This is a genomic window from Sphingosinicella humi (genome assembly GCF_003129465.1).
Classification (GTDB): Bacteria; Pseudomonadota; Alphaproteobacteria; order Sphingomonadales; family Sphingomonadaceae; genus Allosphingosinicella; species Allosphingosinicella humi.
This window is the reverse complement of sequence record NZ_QFFF01000001.1, coordinates 597390-615010: the sequence shown is the minus strand read 5'-3', so window position 1 is coordinate 615010 and position 17621 is coordinate 597390. Positions and strand designations below refer to the sequence as shown.

The following is a 17621-nucleotide window of genomic DNA, read 5'->3' as shown; positions in this document are numbered from 1 at the left end:
TCGACAGCCTGGAAGACCCTCGCGCAGCGGACTATCAGACGGTCGCGTCTTCGATCATGTCGATGACAGCACAGTCAGCATCGGTGCCGCCAGAACATTGCTCGATGGTGGAAGCCAACAAGCGCTCCATTTCCGCGAGATCGGCTATTTTGGCGCGGACTTCTTTCAGGTGATGGGCTGCGATCTCCCGGACTTCGCCGCAGCAGGCTTTACCGGGGCCACCCAAGTTCAGGATCGCGCGGACCTCCTCAGGCGTGAAGCCAAGCTCTCGAGCGCGACGAATGAAGCCGAGCGCCCGAACATGGTCCTCGTCATAGACCCGATGGCCGCCTTCGGTACGGGGCGGCGTGGCAATAATCCCTACTTTCTCGAAATAGCGGATCGTCTCAATGTTGACCCCGGAGCGCCGGGAAAGCTTGCCTATGCTAATGCGCGCCATGGAGAATCTTCTTGATCCTGTAGTGACTACAGATGGCACATAGCAGCGAATCGAATTGGAGAACACACTTGGCAGAAGCAAAGATCGTGCCTGTGGCCCCATTGGATGGCCCCCCATTGAAAGGGGCTGACGAAGGTGTTGCCGCCGTGGGAAGCGTGATCAGTTTAGGGGCGCTGTTTTCGGCTGCCGCCTGTTGCGTGTTGCCCTTGGCACTGGGGGCCTTGGGCTTGGGAGCAGGCGGACTTGCGGCGGTCGTGCCCTTCCACTGGCCGCTGACAATAGCGGCCATGATCGCCGTGGCAGCCGGATGGCTTTTCTATTTACGGAGGCGGCGCGCATGCGCCGCAGACGGAGACTGCTCGGCTGCACCCCCCAAGCGTATGACATTCGCGATCCTATGCCTGGCAACAATCTTCGTGACGGTTTCTGCTCTGTGGAGCTTAATCGAGGCGCCGCTGATGCGGCTGCTTGGAGGGGCATAATGCAACTGATCTCGACTCTGACCTGCCCCGAGTGCGACCATCGGGCGACCGAGACGATGCCGATCGACGCCTGCCAGTTTTTCTACGATTGCCCAGGATGCAAAGCCGTTCTTCGACCGAAACCCGGTGATTGCTGCGTCTACTGCTCTTACGGCGATGTGCCATGTCCGCCGATTCAGGAAGCTCGCGAGAATGGCTCGCAGGCCAGTTGCTGCGGAGGATCCTAAAAGCCGCCGACCTTGCCCCTTAGCCTCACCGCTAGGCAGCTCTTGACCCTGACACTGTGTCAAACACCACATCGTTCTCACAACAATCGAGTTGGAGAACGAACATGATAAATTTCCGTGTCTTGGGAATGACCTGCGGTGGTTGCGCGAGGGCGGTTACGAACGCCGTGCAGCGCGTCGATGAAAACGCCAAGGTCGATGTCGATCTTGGTGCGAAGCGCGTCTCGGTCCAATCTTCCGCCGATCCGAAGCTCTTCGAAAGCGCGATAGGGGATGCGGGCTATGAGGTGAGCCTGCTGCCCGCCTGATATTTTCCGAGGGCATCGCGGCATTGAGACGTATCTAATAAGGGACGGCACTTCGTCAGCATCAACTCGTTGGCGTAGTGATCGTCTCGTTGGGCAACGATGGAAGGGGTCTTATGGCAGAGGAAGCTCGGCTCTCGGACTCGCCCAGCGAAAATGCGAAGGGAGTCGTTCTTGTAACCGGGGCGAGCGGCTTCATCGGCTCCGCCGTCATTCGAAAGCTCGGCAACGATTACCAGGTCGTCGGACTTGACCGCGCCGGACCCCCGGATCCTCCATCACCAGCGGTGGCGATCGACTTCGACCTAGGATCGGACGAGGCGGTCCGGAAGGCCCTTGAAGAAGTCAGGGATCAGTTTGGTAGCCGAATCGCGTCGGTCATTCACCTCGCCGCCTATTATGACGTTTCGGGAGAGCCCAACCCACTTTACGAGAAGATCACGGTCGAGGGCACGAGACGGTTGATCGATGGCCTGCAGTCTTTCGAGGTCGAGCAGTTCGTCTACGCAAGCACGATGCTGGTTCACCGGGCGACGAATAGCCCCGACGAGCCCATCGACGAGGATTCGCCCATCGATCCGAGCTGGGCTTATCCCGAATCCAAGGTCCGTACGGAGGCCGTTCTCAAGGAACGGCACGGCGACATTCCCGTGGTCTTTTTGCGCATCGCCGGCGTCTACGAGGACGAGGGGCACCAGCCATTCATCGCGGAACAGATTGCCCGGATTTATGAGCACCGACTGATCGCGCACGTCTATCCCGGCATGCTCTGTGCCGGGCAGTCCTTTGTGCATCTGGACGACCTCACCGACGCGATCGCGAGGCTCGTGGAACGTCGCCGCGATTTACCGGCCGAACTGCCGCTGCTTATAGGCGAGCCCGAAGCGCTTGGTTATGCCGAGGTGCAGGACATTATCGGCTGCACGCTCCACGGCGAAGGGTGGGACACTTTCCGCATTCCGCAGCCGATCGCGAGAGCAGGCGCTTGGGTTCAGAGCGAGGTGCTCGGCTCGGGAAGCTCGATTAAACCCTGGATGGTCGAGGCGAGCAACGACCATTACGTGCTCGACATCAGCCGGGCGCGGCAGTTCCTCGGTTGGGAGCCGAAGCACCGCCTGCGCGATGCGCTTCCGAAGATGGTCGCGGCGCTAAAGCGCGATCCGCAAGGCTGGTACAAGGCCAACAAGCTCAATCCGGCCCTCGTCGCCTGGTATGGGCAGCGCCCCGTCGCACCCGCTCATGCCGAGCATGACGGCGGTGCCGATCCCGGCATGGATCACATGGCGATGGGTCATACGGAAGGCCGCCACGAGTCCGATGATATGAGCCACGGGCAGGATGCGGAGCCCGCGATGGCGCATGGCGGCGATCACGATGATATGGCTATGATGGATGCCGACGCTCGCCGCACGCGCTGGGTCCATTTCGCGACGATCGGTCTGGGCGCCTGGCTTGCCGCAAGTCCGCTAGTCTACGACGCCGTGACGAGTGGAACCGTGGACGACGCCGTTCGTGCCGTGACGGTCGATCGCGGGCTGCCGTCCGTCGAATGGCGCGCGGGTGTGCTGATGATCAGCGACGTGATCAGCGGCATGCTGCTGATGCTGTTCGGAGCGATGTCGCTCTCGAAGCGAACGGCTTGGTTTGGTCAGTGGGCGTCCTGTTTCGTCGGCATATGGCTGCTGTTCGCGCCGCTCATCTTCTGGAGTCCAAGCGCGGCCCAATATCAGAACGACATGTTGATCGGCGCGCTGGCGATCGCCTTCTCTGTGCTTGTGCCGATGATGCCCGGGATGAGCATGGCCGGCATGATGGATCCGAAGTCCGTTCCGCCCGGCTGGACCTATGGGCCGTCCACCGCCGCGCAGCGCCTTCCGATCGCCGCCCTCGGCCTGATTGGTCTCCTCATCTCGCGCATGCTGACGGCGTACCAGCTTGGCCACATCGACTCCGCCTGGGAGCCGTTCTTCATGGGATCGCCCGCCGATCCCCGCAACGGCACGGAGGAGATCATCACGTCCGATGTCTCCAAGGCCTGGCCAATCCCCGACGCGGGACTGGGGGCGGTAAGCTACATATTTGAAATCCTGATGGCGGTGATGGGCACGCGCGACCGGTGGCGGACGATGCCCTGGATGGTGACCTTTTTCGGCATATTGGTGATCCCCCTTGGGGTCATCTCGATCTACTTCATCATCATCCAGCCCATCATGATCGGCACCTGGAGCACGCCGGCACTGATTGCCGGGCTCGCCATGGTCGTCATGATACCGTTCGCCTTGGACGAGGTCATCGCCATGGGACAGTTCCTCTATTGGGCGCATTGCCGTGGCAAGCCGTTGATCCGGACGTTCTTCAAGGGCGATGCGGTCGACAAGGGCGAAGAATATACGGGCGATGCGCTGTCCGCCTCTCCCTCAGCCGCATGGGCCGAAGCCAGACGGGGCGTGACGCTTCCCTGGACGCTGGCCGTCAGCACCGTGATGGGCGCATTCCTCATGCTGACGAGGCTGGTGTTCGGCACCGACGGTGCGATGGCGAACAGCGACCATCTGGTTGGTGCGCTAGTTATTACGGTCGCCATCATTGCCACGGCCGAGGTCGCGCGGGCCCTGCGGTTCGTCAACGTCGCATTCGGCGCCTGGCTTGTCGCCGCACCGTTCCTGCTTGAGGGGGCCAACAGCACCGCGACTATCGCCAGCATAGCGATTGGTCTTGCGCTGGTGGCGTTGAGTTTGCCGAGAGGCAAGCGGAGCACCGAACATTATGCGGGATGGGACAAATATGTCGTCTAGAGGTGCCAGGATTGACATGAAGCGACACCTGCCTAGGCTTAAGGGGTGACAAGATTCATCTTGGCCATATTGGTGGCGCTGTCGCTAGTCGGCAGCCCGGGGCCGGCGTTCGCGGCGCCTTCACCCACCTGCTCGATGCCTGGAGCGGCGGTCGGCAATCCTGTCGATCACGACAAAATGGGTTGCTGCACTCCGGACTGTGCCGTGTCTTGTCCTGCCGCCGTGGTGCCTGCCGATGCGTTGCCTGAACCGACGGTCGTGCTTACCGGTGATGCAACTTGGGTGCCGATGGCCACTGGTCTTCACTCGATCAATCCGGCTGCGGTAGACCCTCCTCCAAGACCCTCGCTCGCCTGATTTCTTAAGCTCGGCCCCCACTCGGCGGCCGTGCGGCTGTGGTGGGCTCTGAGCTCATCCGCGAACTCAATTTACGAGCCAACGCTGATTCCTCACCGGGCTTTGCCTGTGCTGCGCTGCTGCTGAGCAGCGGCATCGAAGGGATTGGCGTCGAACAAGGGTAATTCGATGAACAAGATCTATTTTGCCGGTGCCTTGGCGCTGCTTTCCGGCGTCGCTGCCTGCAGCGAACAACCAAACGCTAACCGTGAAGCCACTAGCGCTCCCGCAGAACAATCGGCGACCGTGCCGACGGACGCGGTTTACTCGGCTACGGGCGAAGTGACGGGCATCGCCGGTGAGACCGTGACGATTTCGCATGGGCCGGTGCCGGACCTGCAGTGGCCCGCCATGACGATGGAATTCCGGGCGCCCAGCTCGGACATGCTCGCCACCGTTGCGGCCGGAGACCAGGTCGCCTTCGCCTTCCGCCAGGCGGACGGCGGCTATGTTCTGACGTCGCTGACCAAGAACTGAGGATGAGGCGGGCGGAGGCTCGCACGCGCCTTCGCCCGCCCTTGGCAGGATAACACCCATGAAACCTTTCGCCTCTTCCTTGCGTGGATCGGTGGCAACGGCGCTCGCCCTCGCCGTCGCTCAACCGCAGCCCGCGCTCGCCCAAGCTACTCTCAGCCTCGATGAGGCGCTCGCGCTGTCGGTCGAGCGGCAACCCGCGCTCAGCGCTTTCACGCGGACCGCGAGAGCGGCCGAGGAGGCCGCCGTCGCCGCGCGCCAGCTCCCCGACCCGCAGCTGACGATCGGCATTCAGAACCTCCCCGTCACGGGCTCCGAGGCGTTCGACCTCAATGCCGACTTCATGACCATGAAGTCGATCGGCATCATGCGCACCCAGGTCAGGGAGGCGAAGCGGGACGCCGCGTCCGCCCGTTATCTGGCGGAAGCCGCCGTATCGCTCGCCGAGCAGGATGTGCTCGCGCGCCGCATCCAACGTGAGGTGATGCTGGGCTGGATCGAGGTCATCGAGGCTCAGCAGAAGCGGGAGGTACTGAATTTCCTGATCGAGAAACTGGAAGCCCGTCAGTCGCTCGTTGAAGACAGCATACTCGACGGCACCGCCACGCCGGCGGACGTTATCGCCATCGAAGCGGAGATATCGGCTGCCCGCGCCGAGCTTCTCGCCGCGCAAGACGCCGAAGCCGCCGGCCGCGCGATGCTCACGAGGTGGATCGGCGATGCCGCCCAGCGGCCACTCTCGACGAATGAGCTTCCCATCTGCCGGCCCTCTAACAAGCAACAGGCCTTATCGGCGGTGGCTGAGCATCCGCTGATTGAGGTGGCGCGGCGTCGGGAGACCGTGGCGGAACGCGCCATCGACATCGCTCGCGCCGATCGAAAGCCCGACTGGGGCTGGTCGGCGATGTACGGCCAGCGCGGCGGCGGGCGCTCGGACATGGTGACGCTCCAGGTCACTATCGATCTGCCGCTCAACAAGGCGCGCCTTCAGAACCGGCGGATCGCCGAGGCCTCGGAACTCGCCGCCGCCGCCCGCGACAGGGCGGAAGACACGCGCCGCGAAGTGGTGTCGGATTTCGAACAGGCGTGGGCCCAGTGGAGTGCCGCCAACGCCCGGCTCACCACCACCCTTGGCGATACCTTGCCGGCACTGGAGGCGGTCGAGCGCGCCTTGGAGGCAAGGGTCGCCGGCGGCCAGCCGGCGCTGACCGACGTCCAGGCCGCGAGCGAACGAACGACCCGGACTGCGCTCGAAGTCATCGAGCAGCGCGCTGCGCTCGCCCGCGCCAGTGCGGATCTGAGCTTCTATGTCGAGGAGTGCGCCTGATGGTGGCTGACCGCATTATTGGACCGCTGCGTTCCATGGACCGCCAGAAGCGAACGATGATCGTCGCCGGGCTGGCGCTGGCGATCTCGACCGCCGGCGTCGGCTATTGGGCCGGCTCATCCGGCGTATTCACGGAGAACGGATCGCCCGCCGGAGCCGTAGAGGGCGAAACCATCGATGGCGTCGTTCAGGACGGCTCTGGCCGGAAGGTGCTCTACTGGTACGATCCGATGATTCCGATGGAGCGCTACGACGCTCCCGGCAAATCGTCGATGAACATGGAACTCATTCCGAAATATGCGGATGAGGCCGCTGACGGCGGCGTGAGAGTATCGCCGGCCATGGCCCAGAGCCTTGGGGTGCGGATCGGGGAGGCGCAGGTTCGCGACCTTGCGCCGATCGTACAGGGTGTCGGGCGGGTGCAGATCGATGAACGTCTGATCGAAGAGGTGCAGACCTTCGCACCCGGCTTCGTCGAGGGCCTGGCGGTGCGCGCCGAAGGCGAGCCGGTGCGGGCGGGGACCAGGATCGCCAGCGTCTATTCGCCGGAGCTGCTGACCGCCCAGCATGAATATAAATCGCTGCTCGGCATGTCGCGAGACGTGGCGCCCCCGAGCCTGAGACAGGCCGCCCGTAGCCGGCTCCGGCTTCTCGGCCTCTCCATTGGCGCGATCCAGCGTCTCGAAGGCGGCGGCGCTCCGCAGCGCACCTACGCCGTTACCGCACCCGCGTCTGGGATAGTGACGGAAATCGGCGCCCGCCCCGGCGCCAGGGTCGAGCCGGGTCAGTCGATCGTGACCATCGCCGGTCTGTCGCGGGTCTGGGTCGTGGCAGAAATCCCCGAAGCAGCTCTTGGCGAGGTAAAGGTCGGTCAACCGGTGCGGGTGACCTTCGCCGCTTATCCCGGCGAGGTACGCGAGGGGCGCGTCGATTACATCTACCCCTCGCTCAATCCCGAGACCCGAACAGCGCGCGTTCGTGTCACGCTCGCCAACCCCGACCTTCGGCTGAAGGAAGGTATGTTCGCTAATGTGACTGTGCAGGGGACCGGCGGCACGACGCTAACGGTGCCGAGCGAGGCGGTCATCGCAACTGGAGATCGAACGGTCGTCATCACCCGGCGGGATGGAGCCTTCGTCCCGGTCGAGGTACGGACGGGCACGGTGGCGAACGGCTTCACCGAAATCGTCGACGGACTCGAACCGGGCGACGATGTCGTCCTATCGGGTCAGTTCCTGATCGACTCCGAAGCCTCGCTCTCGGGCGTGATCGACCGCCTCGAAGCGGCGGCTCCAACGGCCGACGAAGCCGCCGCGCGGCTCGCCCGAGGCACGGGCACCATCCAGTCGCTCGATTCGACGCAGCGCCGCATCACCATCGCGCATGGGCCGATCCCGACGATGAACTGGCCAGCGATGACGATGACGTTCGGCGTCCGGCAAGCCGAAATGCTTCGCGGCTTCAAGCGCGGCGACCGCGTCGACTTCGCCTTTCCAAAAACCCAGCAGGGCGGCTTCTATGTGATCGAGCAGCTTTCGCGGGACGCCGGTCGATGATCGCAAGCATCATCCGCTGGTCTGCCGCGAATCGACTGCTCGTCCTCCTCGGCGCCCTCTTCATTGCGGTTATCGGCGCCTATTCGGTGTTGCGGACGCCGCTCGACGCAATACCCGACCTCTCCGACGTGCAAGTGATCATACGGACTCCCTATCCCGGCCAGGCGCCGGAGATCGTCGAGGCGCAGGTCACCTATCCGCTCACCACGACGATGCTCTCGGTGCCGAAGGTAAAGGCCGTGCGCGGCTACTCCTTCTTCGGCGACTCCTACGTCACGGTCATTTTCGAGGACGGCACCGACCTTTATTGGGCCCGCTCCCGCACGCTCGAATATCTGAGCCAGGCGGGCGGGCTCCTGCCCGAGGGAGTGACGCCGGCGCTGGGACCGGATGCCACTGGCGTCGGCTGGGCCTTACAATATGCTTTGGTCGACCGCACCGGACAGCATGATCTCGGGCAGCTCCGCGCTCTTCAGGACTGGTTCCTCAAATATCAGCTGAAGCAAATCCCCGGCGTCGCCGAGGTCGCATCCCTCGGCGGCATGGTTCGGGCCTACCAGATCCAGCTCGATCCGGAGCGGATGCAAATCTACGGTGTGTCCGTCCAGGAGGTGATCGAGGCCGTCCAGGAGGCCAATGATGAAGCCGGCGGGGCGGTCATCGAGCGCGCCGAGGCCGAATATATGGTCACCGTCGGCGGCTATCTCGAAGATCTGGACGATTTTCGCAATATCCCGCTGTCGGTGAGCGAGGGCGGCACCCCCGTCACCGTTGGCGATGTGGCCCGGGTGCAGATCGTGCCCGACTTCAGGCGCGGCATCGCTGAGCTCAATGGCGAGGGCGAAGTAGTCGGCGGAATCATCGTCGTCAGGCAAGGCGCCGACACGCTGTCGGTGATCGAGCGCGTCAAGGAAAAGCTCGCGGAGATCAAGGACGGACTGCCGCCGGGCGTGGAGGTGGTCACCACCTATGACCGCTCTTCGCTGATCGAGCGAGCGGTCGAGAACCTCTGGGAGAAGCTGTTCGAGGAGTTCCTGGTCGTCGCGCTGGTGACCGCCTTGTTCCTCCTTCACCTCCGCTCCGCGCTGGTCGCCATCATCATGCTGCCACTGGGCGTGCTGGCGGCGTTTACGGTCATGTATTTCCAGGGCGTCAACGCCAACATCATGTCCCTGGGCGGCATCGCGATCGCCATCGGAGCGATGGTCGATGCGGCGGTCGTCATGATCGAAAATGCGCACAAGAAGCTCGAACATGCCAAGGCCGAAGAGGGCGACCTCAACGAGCAGAGGCGCCGACAGGTGCTTACCGAAGCGGCGGTCGAGGTCGGTCCGGCGCTGTTTTTCTCGCTGCTCATCATCACTCTTTCCTTCCTGCCGGTCTTCACACTGGAGGCGCAGGAGGGTCGGCTGTTCAAGCCGCTGGCTTTCACCAAGACTTATGCGATGGCGGCGGCGGCCGGCCTTTCGATCACGCTCGTGCCGGTTCTGATGCTGATGTTCATCAAGGGTCGGATTCGGCCCGAAGCCGACAATCCGGTCAACCGAGCCCTCATCGCCGCCTATCGCCCGGGCCTTAGCTGGGTGCTGCGTTGGCCGAAGCTCACCCTGGGTCTGGCGGCGGCGGCGCTGGCGCTGACCTTCGTTCCGGCGAGCCAGCTTGGCAGCGAGTTCATGCCAGCCATGAACGAAGGCGACATCCTCTACATGCCGACGGCACTGCCCGGCCTGTCGGCATCGAAAGCTTCGCAACTCCTGCAGGTGACCGACCGCATCATCAAGACCGTGCCCGAGGTGAAGACGGTGTTCGGCAAGGTCGGCCGCGCGGATACCGCCACCGATCCCGCACCACTCGAAATGTTCGAAACGCTGATCCAGCTGAAGCCGCGCAATGAATGGCGGCCCGGCATGACGATGGAGAAGATCATCGAGGAGCTGGATTCCAAGCTCAAGATACCGGGCCTCGCCAACGTCTTCGTGCAGCCGATCCGCAATCGCATCGACATGTTGGCGACCGGCATCAAGACTCCCGTCGGCGTGAAGATTTCAGGGCCCGATCTTGCGACGCTGGACCGCCTCGGCCGCCAGGTAGCACAGGTGGTGAAGGGGATCGAAGGAACAAGCTCGGCTGTTTCGGACCGTATCTCCGGCGGCCGTTACATCAACATCGAGATCGACCGTCTCGCCGCCGCCCGCTACGGCCTGTCTGTCGAGGACGTCCAGGCGACCGCCGCGATGGCCGTGGGCGGAGAGCAGATCGGCGAGAAGATCGACGGGCTCGCCCGCTTCCCGATCGAGGTCCGCTTCCCGCGCGAGACCCGTGATAGCGTCCAGGCGCTTCGCCAGCTGCCGATCATTGCGCCCTCGGGCGCGGTCGTGACGCTCGGCATGGTCGCGGACATCGCGATCGACGACGGTCCAACGATGATCAAGAGCGAGAACGCCCAGCCATCGGTCTGGGTCTATGTCGACGTCCGCGATCGTGACGTGGTTGGCTATGTCAACGAGGCGCAACGACGGGTCGCCGAGGCCATCGATCTCCCGCCCGGTTACTCAGTCGCCTGGTCCGGCCAGTTCGAATATGCCCAACGGGCCGCTCAACGGATGATGTGGGTGGTGCCGGCGACGATCGGCATCATCTTCCTGCTGCTGTTTCTCGCCTTCGGCCGAGCGCGGCAACCGCTGATCATCCTGCTGACGTTGCCGTTCGCGCTCGTCGGCGGCGTATGGCTCATCTATCTCCTCGGCCACGCCGTCTCCATCGCCACGGCGGTGGGCTTCATCGCCCTCGCCGGCCTCGCGGCGGAGTTCGGGGTCGTGATGCTCGTCTATCTCGACCGCGCCATCGAGGAGCGCGTGCAAGCGGGACGCTTCTCGAGAGAGGAGCATCTCGACGAGGCGCTGATGGATGGCGCGGTGCTGCGGGTGCGGCCGAAGGCCATGACGGTGGCCGTCATCCTCGCCGGGTTGTTCCCGCTTCTGATCGGCACCGGCACCGGCTCAGAGGTTATGCAGCGCCTCGCCGCGCCGATGATCGGCGGGATGATCACTGCCCCTCTGCTGTCGTTGTTCGTGCTGCCGGCAATCTACAAGCTGCTCGGCCACAGTCGATTCAGCAGAGAAGCTCGGGATCCCGACACACCTTCGGTCGATTCAGGCGGCAGGCCGGAGCTCAGCGTTTGAGGACAAGAAGAGGAGACAGACCATGAAACCTGGACCACGCTACGCGGTAGTTGCGGCGGCCATGCTCTTGGCGGCGTGCTCGCCCGGAGAGAGTGAAAGCTCCGCGCAAGACATGACGATGAGCGCCGACATGCCGATGATGGGAGAGCAATCCAACGCGACATCTTCTGATGGGATGATGGGCATGATGGGTGAAGGCATGATGGAGGACATGGGCTCCATCCGCAGCCTGCTCGCCGATCATGAGAAGGTCGAGCGGCAGGTGGAGGATATTCCAAACGGTGTCCGCACCGTGACCACCAGCGATGATCCGAAGGTCGCCGCCCTCATTCGCCAGCATGTTCGGCAGATGGACGCCCGATATGACCGCGATCAGCCTATCCGCATGATGGACCCGGTGTTCCGAGAACTCTTCCGAAACAGGGACCGAGCTTCACTGGAGTATGAAGACATTCCGGGCGGCATCCGCGTTACCCACACGTCCGATGATCCTAACGTAGTCCTCCTGATTCGGCAGCACGCCCGCCACTTCGTGAGCGAAGCCGCCGAGGAAGGGATGGCCCGCGCGATGCGACCGACGCCGCTTCCCGAAGGTTACAGACCGAGGCCGGAATAGAGACCGCCAACCGGAAGAGGTGAACCAGCCACAGTCTATTTTGGATACATCGGCATGGATCAGGTCATTGAAGCGCTGCAGACGGGCGCGGGAATGCTGTGGAAGGCGCTTTGGGCGCTGATCTTCGGCTATACTATCTCCGCCGCCATCCAGGTATTGGTAACACGCGAGCAAATGGCAGAGCTGCTCGGCGAACACGGTGCGAAGGAGGCGGGGCTGGCCGGGTTCTTCGGCTTCATCTCCTCCTCCTGCTCGTTCGCAGCACTCGCCGCCTCCCGCTCGGTCTTGGTCAAGGGCGCTCATCCGGTGAACGCCATCGCTTTCCTGATCGCCTCGACCAACCTCGTCATTGAGCTAGGTATCGTCCTGTGGGTGCTTGTCGGCTGGCGATTCACGCTGGCGAACATCCTGCTCGGCATCATCATGATAGCCTATGCCTATCTGCTGAGCCGCTTCTGGTTTCCCGGCAACCTGGCAGAAAAAGCAAAAGGCTATGCTGAGCAGGCCCAGAAAGACGAAGGCGTGGAGATGGAGATGGGCGGCGGCGACTGGCGCCGAAAGCTCACATCGCGCGAGGGGTGGCACCGGATCGCCCGCGCCTTCCTGATGGAATGGAAGATGGTCTGGAAGGAGATCCTCTTCGGATTCACTATCGCCGGCTTCATCAGCGTCTTCGTGCCACAGGAATTCTGGAACGCTCTCTTCCTGAAGGGCGGAGGTACGCAGCAGGCCCTGCCTTTCTGGGCTGTCCTCGAAAATGCCGCCGTCGCGCCCGTGGTCGCCTTCTTCACCTTCATCGGATCGATGGGCAATGTCCCGCTCGCCGCCATGCTGTGGTCGCGTGACGTGTCGTTCGGGGGCGTCATGGCGTTCCTCGGCGCTGACCTCGTCGCCGCGACCGTCGTGTGGGTGCATCACAAATATTATGGCTGGCGCTACACCTTCTACATCTCGGCGCTTCTCTACGTCTGCATGGTCGCCGCCGGCGTGACGGTCCATTATCTGTTCGCACTCGCCGGCGCGATACCGGAGCAACGGCCCGCCCTCGAGGAGATGGTCCGCTTCGCGATCGACTACACCTTCTTCCTCAATCTCGGATTCGCCGCCGTCGCCGCCGTCCTGATCTGGATGGCCGTTCGCGGCAGCAATCTGGCGAAGTAAGCGCGTGCTCCCAGCTTACAGAGCGTCACGGCCGCAAGCGATCGCAATCACAGCCGAGGAGAAGTTCGATGATGGAAGGATGTCCGATGATGCAAGGCGGCGGAATGATGATGCTCGGCATGGGCCTGATCTGGATTTTGATTGTCGTAGCGCTGCTTCTCGCGATCGCTGCACTCGTGAAGTACCTGCGCTCCGGTCCTAAATGACGGCACAAAAGCTCAACCTTGGTTGGGCGTCCAAAACTGATGATGATCGCCCAGGTTTGTTTCACGATGGCACTAAAGTTGGCGCACACCTTGTAGTGACTATAGGGTTTGATTAGATAGCTTCACGGCCCGCTTTTCGGGTCGTGGGGGTAGAGAGACCCCGTGCCACCATCGGCCGACTGCCAGCGGCCGAAACGTCCTCCAATGTCGAGTAACTGACGGCTTTGAACGATGATGCTTCGAGCACGAGATCTCGGATTCCGGCTTCGGCCGACTTGCCCCGAAAAGATAAGGGAGCATGCCATTGACGACGCAAATCACTTCTTCCGCCCCCACCAACTCTCTGCCGCCGGTTCCGGTCACTAGGGGCTTGGATAGCACCTCCCGCTCGACCGATTGTTGCGACTTGGTAATCCCTGATCCGCTCGATTTCGACCGGCCGGACGATCCGGTGGTTGTGCTTTCACATCGGCAGGTTGGTCGGTTGGTGTTCGTCGCTGCGGAGACTGGATCTCGCTTCACCCGCGAACGCTCTCCCCATGATCCGGCGGCATGGATGTGTGCACCTAGGCGCCTCTTCGGCGGCAGCAATGCGGTGAGTGCCTGTGTCGACCGCGACATGTTCATTCGCGCTCTTGTCTTGCACGGCATCTCGCCGGCGCTCGATATGGAGCCGGCCGAGATGGACATGCTCCTCGAGGATGGGAGCGAGCTTCCTGATCGGGTTGAAGAGTCCTCGGCGGCGCGGTCCACCAGCGTCGGACCGGCTACTCCGGTCTTCAATCGGTTGAAGACGCGACTTCTCTTCACCGCCACCTTTGTCGACGAGTTTGGAGTTGGGGTCTCACACATCTTTTTCGCGACAGTGGCCAGGGATGAGGATGAGGTTCGGAACAAGTTGACCAGCCGTGTTGGCGCACGCGTCTCCTACATGGCGACCGTGGATATTGGCTTTGATCCATCGGAGCCTGTCGCACTGTCCCTTCTCTCGGATGCGATGGCGGAGATGCTTCGACAGATCGAGGATGCGCCCACGTCGCCGCTGAGTGACGGCTTCAGTCTCTTGGTTGAACATCGGTTCGATGCCTGATGATGCCGATGTCGCTGTCGGGAGCCCCGCGCTCCCGACAGTGCTGACGGGCCGTGCTTTGCTGAAAGAGATGGTCATTCCCAAGAGCGATCCATTCATGAATGCGGACGATTGTCGCCGAATGTCGCCAGCTGCGCTTAGAGCCACTCGAAAAATTGGACTGGCATGGCGGATGGAGCTGGCAGATGTTGCTCGGCTGCTCTGCATATCCGAGGTCGATTATGCCCATGCGATAGAGGCACCGGCGGATGCCTCTCTGAGTGAAGATCAGATGTTTCGGGCTGGCCTAATGATTGGAATTTACGGCGCACTCGGGTCGTTGTTCGACATTGAAGCAGCCGAGAGTTGGCCGAACCGTCCAAACAAGGCCCCATTATTCAATGGTCGATCGGCGATCAAATACATGCTGGCGGAAGGCGGTGATGCGATGATCAACGTGCTGAGATATCTGCAAGCCATCCGTATGGGTCTGTAAGAATGGCGATCGAGGCTATCGCCTTCGATTGCTATGGCACTCTGCTACAGATCCATGATCGACGGCATCCCTATGGAACGCTCGCCGCACTGTCTGGCGGTCGTCTGGACCCGTCACCGATGATTGTGCCGCTCGAGCTGGCTGGCGTCGTGTCTACGAACAAGAGGTCGATTGAGATTGACCAAGCGAAATTGCGTGCCCTGGAGGCCGATCTAGCAGCGGAGTTGGCCTCGGTTCGACCGATCTCTGGAGCACGGGAGACGCTGCGGGCGCTCCGGCGTCGTGGCTATCGTCTCGCGACCGCGTCTAACCTCGCGCCGCCCTATGCCGAGCCGCTGCGGCGGCTGGTAGGTGGGCTGGTCGACGTCGAATGCCTCTCTTTCGAAATCGGGGCGGTGAAGCCGTCCGCATCCTTTTACGCTCAGTTGTGCTCGTTACTCGGTTGCGAGCCGAGCGAAGTGCTCATGGTTGGCGATTCACTGCCTAACGACCGTGACGCCGCGATGGACGCTGGCTTAAGTGCGCGACATATCGCGGCCGGGGATACGATTAGCCGCGCGCTGGCAGACCTATGCTGACCAGGCGTGGGACTGGTCACACGCTCGCTGTTGAGGCGGCTATGGAAATTTTTCGATGGTGACAACGGAAAGGCGCTGACGTCCTCACCAAGACGTGAACCCTCGAATATCAGGCGCCAGCCTCAAGGAGCTCGCTCGGCTGTTCAGCGCTATCGCCGTCAAATGCGTCATCCGCTCGTTCATTTTTGATGTCGTCTTCGAGGGCCTGAATGACGGATGCGTGGGAGACCTGCGCGCGTTCGAGGAGCGCCCGCACGCCGATTACAAGCCAATCGGAGCTGGGCCCACTCTTCTGCATTTCGGATAATAGTAGTCGCTCGTCGTCGTTCGTCGTTTTCTCGTCCGGCATTGCGCCGATGAGGTAGCCGTGGACCGTGACCGACCTGTGCAGCTCGTTCTGACAATAGGTGGCCACCTTCGCCATGTATTTCTTCAGCTGCGTAAGGTGGTCGTGGTTGAGCGGCAGCGACGGGCTCTTCAGTTCGACGATCGTAATGAGGTGCGGCATGTCCGTGTCGCTGAGCACGAAAACGAGGTCGGGCCTGGTTGGATCATCGAGTTTGGCCGCCTTGTCCACGGCCAGGTGCTCGGCGATGGCAGTGGAGACGTTGCTGAGGCGCTCGTCGCTCGTGAGGTAGCGCGAATATTCCGCCTTGATCAGCCAAGGGTCTCGCTTGAGCAGGTTGTGGAGGCGATTCTCGATGCCCTTCTTTTTCCAGAGTTCGCCTTCGCCTTCACGGATGAGTTTGAGCAGCGCGTTGATGCCGTTGCGACGGCCACGGTAGATCTTCAGGGCGTCGCTCTTCTCGATTTCGGCGAGCTCGGCAAGGTTGATGGCAATCTGTTGGATTGATTTCGGATCATGGCCCATTTCGCTAAGACGTAGCAGCACCTCGCCGGCGTTGACCGATTCTACGACGAGCGGCGCGAGTTCGTTGAACTCCTTGGAATCCGGCCCATGTTCAACAGCAAGGGCTCGCAGCAGCTTTTTCGCCGAGGTCTTTGCTTTGCCTTCAAGCGAGTTGGTCAAGCGGAGCATGCGCTTGGCCGTGTCCGATTTCTCGATCTCGTCGTCGACTGCAGCTTCACGCCATTTTGCGTGGGCGGCGAGCGATTTGCGCATCGCCTCTTCCACGAAGGCGATGAGGCTGCCGACGATTTCATTGTCTTCGCGCAGCTGGGTGCGGTTTGTGTTCACGAGATCGATGCCATGCTGGTCGAGCGCATCGGCGCGCACGATGGACTGCATGTAGCTCTGGCTATGGAAGTTGTGCATGCCGGTTGGCAGACCGAACATGGTTGGCCCGGCTGCCAGACGACCGTTGCAGTAGATGCGGGCGCCGCGCTTCGAAACGGGCAGGTTTTGCCCGCGAGGCAGGAAGCCGACCATGTATCGCACCGGCAGCTTAGTTAAGCCTTCGACCTCGATCTCAGCCTCAGCGAGGTCGTCTACAGTTGCGCCTTCTGGATAGACGAACTCATAGTCGATCTTCTCGGGCTCAATGGCTTCGTCATTGATACTGATGGCGAGTTCGGCGGCCTCGATGCCATAGAAGGCTTCTCGAATTGCATCGGCTATGACGCGCGTCGAGAAGCGGACAGCGTCAGATTTCAGGCTGGACAGCGTGATGCGCGTCCCTTGCTCGTCTGTCGACAGGCCGTCTTCATAGCTCGCCGGGATCTCGACATCAGCCATGTCCTCGGCGCTCCGAATGATGGAATCGTCGAGGGTGAAGGTGGTGGCGTAAGTCTCACCGGAACGCTTGGTGCGGATGACTACCTTGTTGGCGGCGCCAAAGCCCGCGAGTTTGCCGAGGCCCTTTCGACCCATCACTTTGCGGGCGCCGCTTTCGGAGGTCAGGCGGGTCTCATTGCCCTCATCGTCCAGCCGACGCTTTCGATTGATCGGAAGGAACTTGGTTTCCACATCGTGCGGCGACATGCCATGCCCGTTATCTTCGATGATGATGGCGACGTCGTCCGGCAGCGGCGTCAGCAAGACGGTGAATGGATCGCGAAGGTTCTCCTCGACCTCGCGCTTCGCCTGCGCCCTGGCCTCCTGGCGAGCCTTTGCGATGCCTTCGACTGGAATGGTGATTTCGACGCGCTTGGCCTCACCATCGTAAGCGTTGGCCACGAATTCGACCAGGCACTTGCCGATCGTCGAATACATGTTGATGCCGAGCGCTTCGAGCATCCCGCCTTGGATGCGCAGCGGGAATGCCGAGGGACGGTCGGTCACCGTCCCGCGCATGTCGCGGGTTTGATCGTTCATGGATTGATGATGGCCTGAAAACGGCCGGGACGGAAGC

15 protein-coding genes are annotated in these 17621 nt (G+C 62.1%); 13 read left to right on the top strand and 2 right to left on the bottom strand.

Translation table 11 applies throughout. The features are described 5' to 3' along the window. Nucleotides 1-34: 34 nt before the first annotated feature. Nucleotides 35-439, bottom strand: coding sequence for a MerR family transcriptional regulator (locus DF286_RS03070; protein ID WP_109270100.1), 405 nt, complete (start codon nt 437-439; stop codon nt 35-37). A 307-nt stretch (nt 440-746) separates the two neighbouring features. On the opposite strand from DF286_RS03070, the gene DF286_RS15595 reads away from it, so the two are divergent. The 13 genes from DF286_RS15595 (at nt 747) to DF286_RS03010 (ending at nt 15309) form a co-directional block, all read left to right on the top strand. After that, nucleotides 747-1148 carry a GDCCVxC domain-containing (seleno)protein gene (locus DF286_RS15595; RefSeq protein ID WP_481125052.1) on the top strand — a complete coding sequence of 134 codons (402 nt, stop codon included), beginning with the start codon at nt 747-749 and terminating at the stop codon, nt 1146-1148. Between the two features lie 104 nt (nt 1149-1252). After that, complete coding sequence (locus tag DF286_RS03060; RefSeq protein WP_109270098.1) at nt 1253-1456, top strand: heavy-metal-associated domain-containing protein; 204 nt, start codon at nt 1253-1255, stop codon at nt 1454-1456. Between the two features lie 113 nt (nt 1457-1569). Further along, nucleotides 1570-4248 (top strand): NAD-dependent epimerase/dehydratase family protein, encoded by a 2679-nt coding sequence (locus DF286_RS03055; protein WP_109270097.1) that lies wholly within the window; start codon nt 1570-1572, stop codon nt 4246-4248. Nucleotides 4249-4773: 525 nt separating this feature from the next. Further along, nucleotides 4774-5121: a copper-binding protein gene (locus DF286_RS03050; RefSeq protein ID WP_109270096.1), complete on the top strand. Its 348-nt coding sequence runs from the start codon at nt 4774-4776 to the stop codon at nt 5119-5121. Between the two features lie 58 nt (nt 5122-5179). Continuing rightward, nucleotides 5180-6445, top strand: a complete 1266-nt coding sequence (locus tag DF286_RS03045; RefSeq protein WP_109270095.1) for a TolC family protein — start codon at nt 5180-5182, stop codon at nt 6443-6445. Beyond that, entirely contained in the window at nt 6445-8001 is a 1557-nt protein-coding gene (locus tag DF286_RS03040) for an efflux RND transporter periplasmic adaptor subunit (RefSeq protein ID WP_424141234.1), read from the top strand. The genes DF286_RS03045 and DF286_RS03040 overlap by 1 nt, the downstream gene beginning before the upstream one ends. Then, nucleotides 7998-11183 carry an efflux RND transporter permease subunit gene (locus tag DF286_RS03035; RefSeq protein ID WP_109270094.1) on the top strand — a complete coding sequence of 1062 codons (3186 nt, stop codon included), beginning with the start codon at nt 7998-8000 and terminating at the stop codon, nt 11181-11183. The genes DF286_RS03040 and DF286_RS03035 overlap by 4 nt, the downstream gene beginning before the upstream one ends. 118 nt (nt 11184-11301) lie before the next feature. Further along, nucleotides 11302-11799 (top strand): hypothetical protein, encoded by a 498-nt coding sequence (locus tag DF286_RS03030; RefSeq protein WP_146193547.1) that lies wholly within the window; start codon nt 11302-11304, stop codon nt 11797-11799. 54 nt (nt 11800-11853) lie between these two features. Next, complete coding sequence (locus DF286_RS03025) at nt 11854-12960, top strand: permease (protein WP_109270092.1); 1107 nt, start codon at nt 11854-11856, stop codon at nt 12958-12960. A gap of 68 nt (nt 12961-13028) precedes the next feature. Further along, nucleotides 13029-13166: a hypothetical protein gene (locus DF286_RS15060; RefSeq protein ID WP_158274606.1), complete on the top strand. Its 138-nt coding sequence runs from the start codon at nt 13029-13031 to the stop codon at nt 13164-13166. 304 nt (nt 13167-13470) lie between these two features. Beyond that, on the top strand, nt 13471-14256 hold the full coding sequence (locus DF286_RS03020; protein WP_146193546.1) for a hypothetical protein: 786 nt from the start codon (nt 13471-13473) through the stop codon (nt 14254-14256). Further along, nucleotides 14249-14731, top strand: coding sequence for a hypothetical protein (locus tag DF286_RS03015; protein ID WP_109270090.1), 483 nt, complete (start codon nt 14249-14251; stop codon nt 14729-14731). The genes DF286_RS03020 and DF286_RS03015 overlap by 8 nt, the downstream gene beginning before the upstream one ends. A gap of 2 nt (nt 14732-14733) precedes the next feature. Then, nucleotides 14734-15309 carry an HAD family hydrolase gene (locus DF286_RS03010; protein ID WP_109270089.1) on the top strand — a complete coding sequence of 192 codons (576 nt, stop codon included), beginning with the start codon at nt 14734-14736 and terminating at the stop codon, nt 15307-15309. Nucleotides 15310-15418: 109 nt separating this feature from the next. On the opposite strand, the gene DF286_RS03005 is transcribed toward DF286_RS03010, so the two are convergent. Then, on the bottom strand, nt 15419-17584 hold the full coding sequence (locus tag DF286_RS03005) for an ATP-binding protein (protein ID WP_158274605.1): 2166 nt from the start codon (nt 17582-17584) through the stop codon (nt 15419-15421). Between the last annotated feature and the right edge of the window lie 37 nt (nt 17585-17621).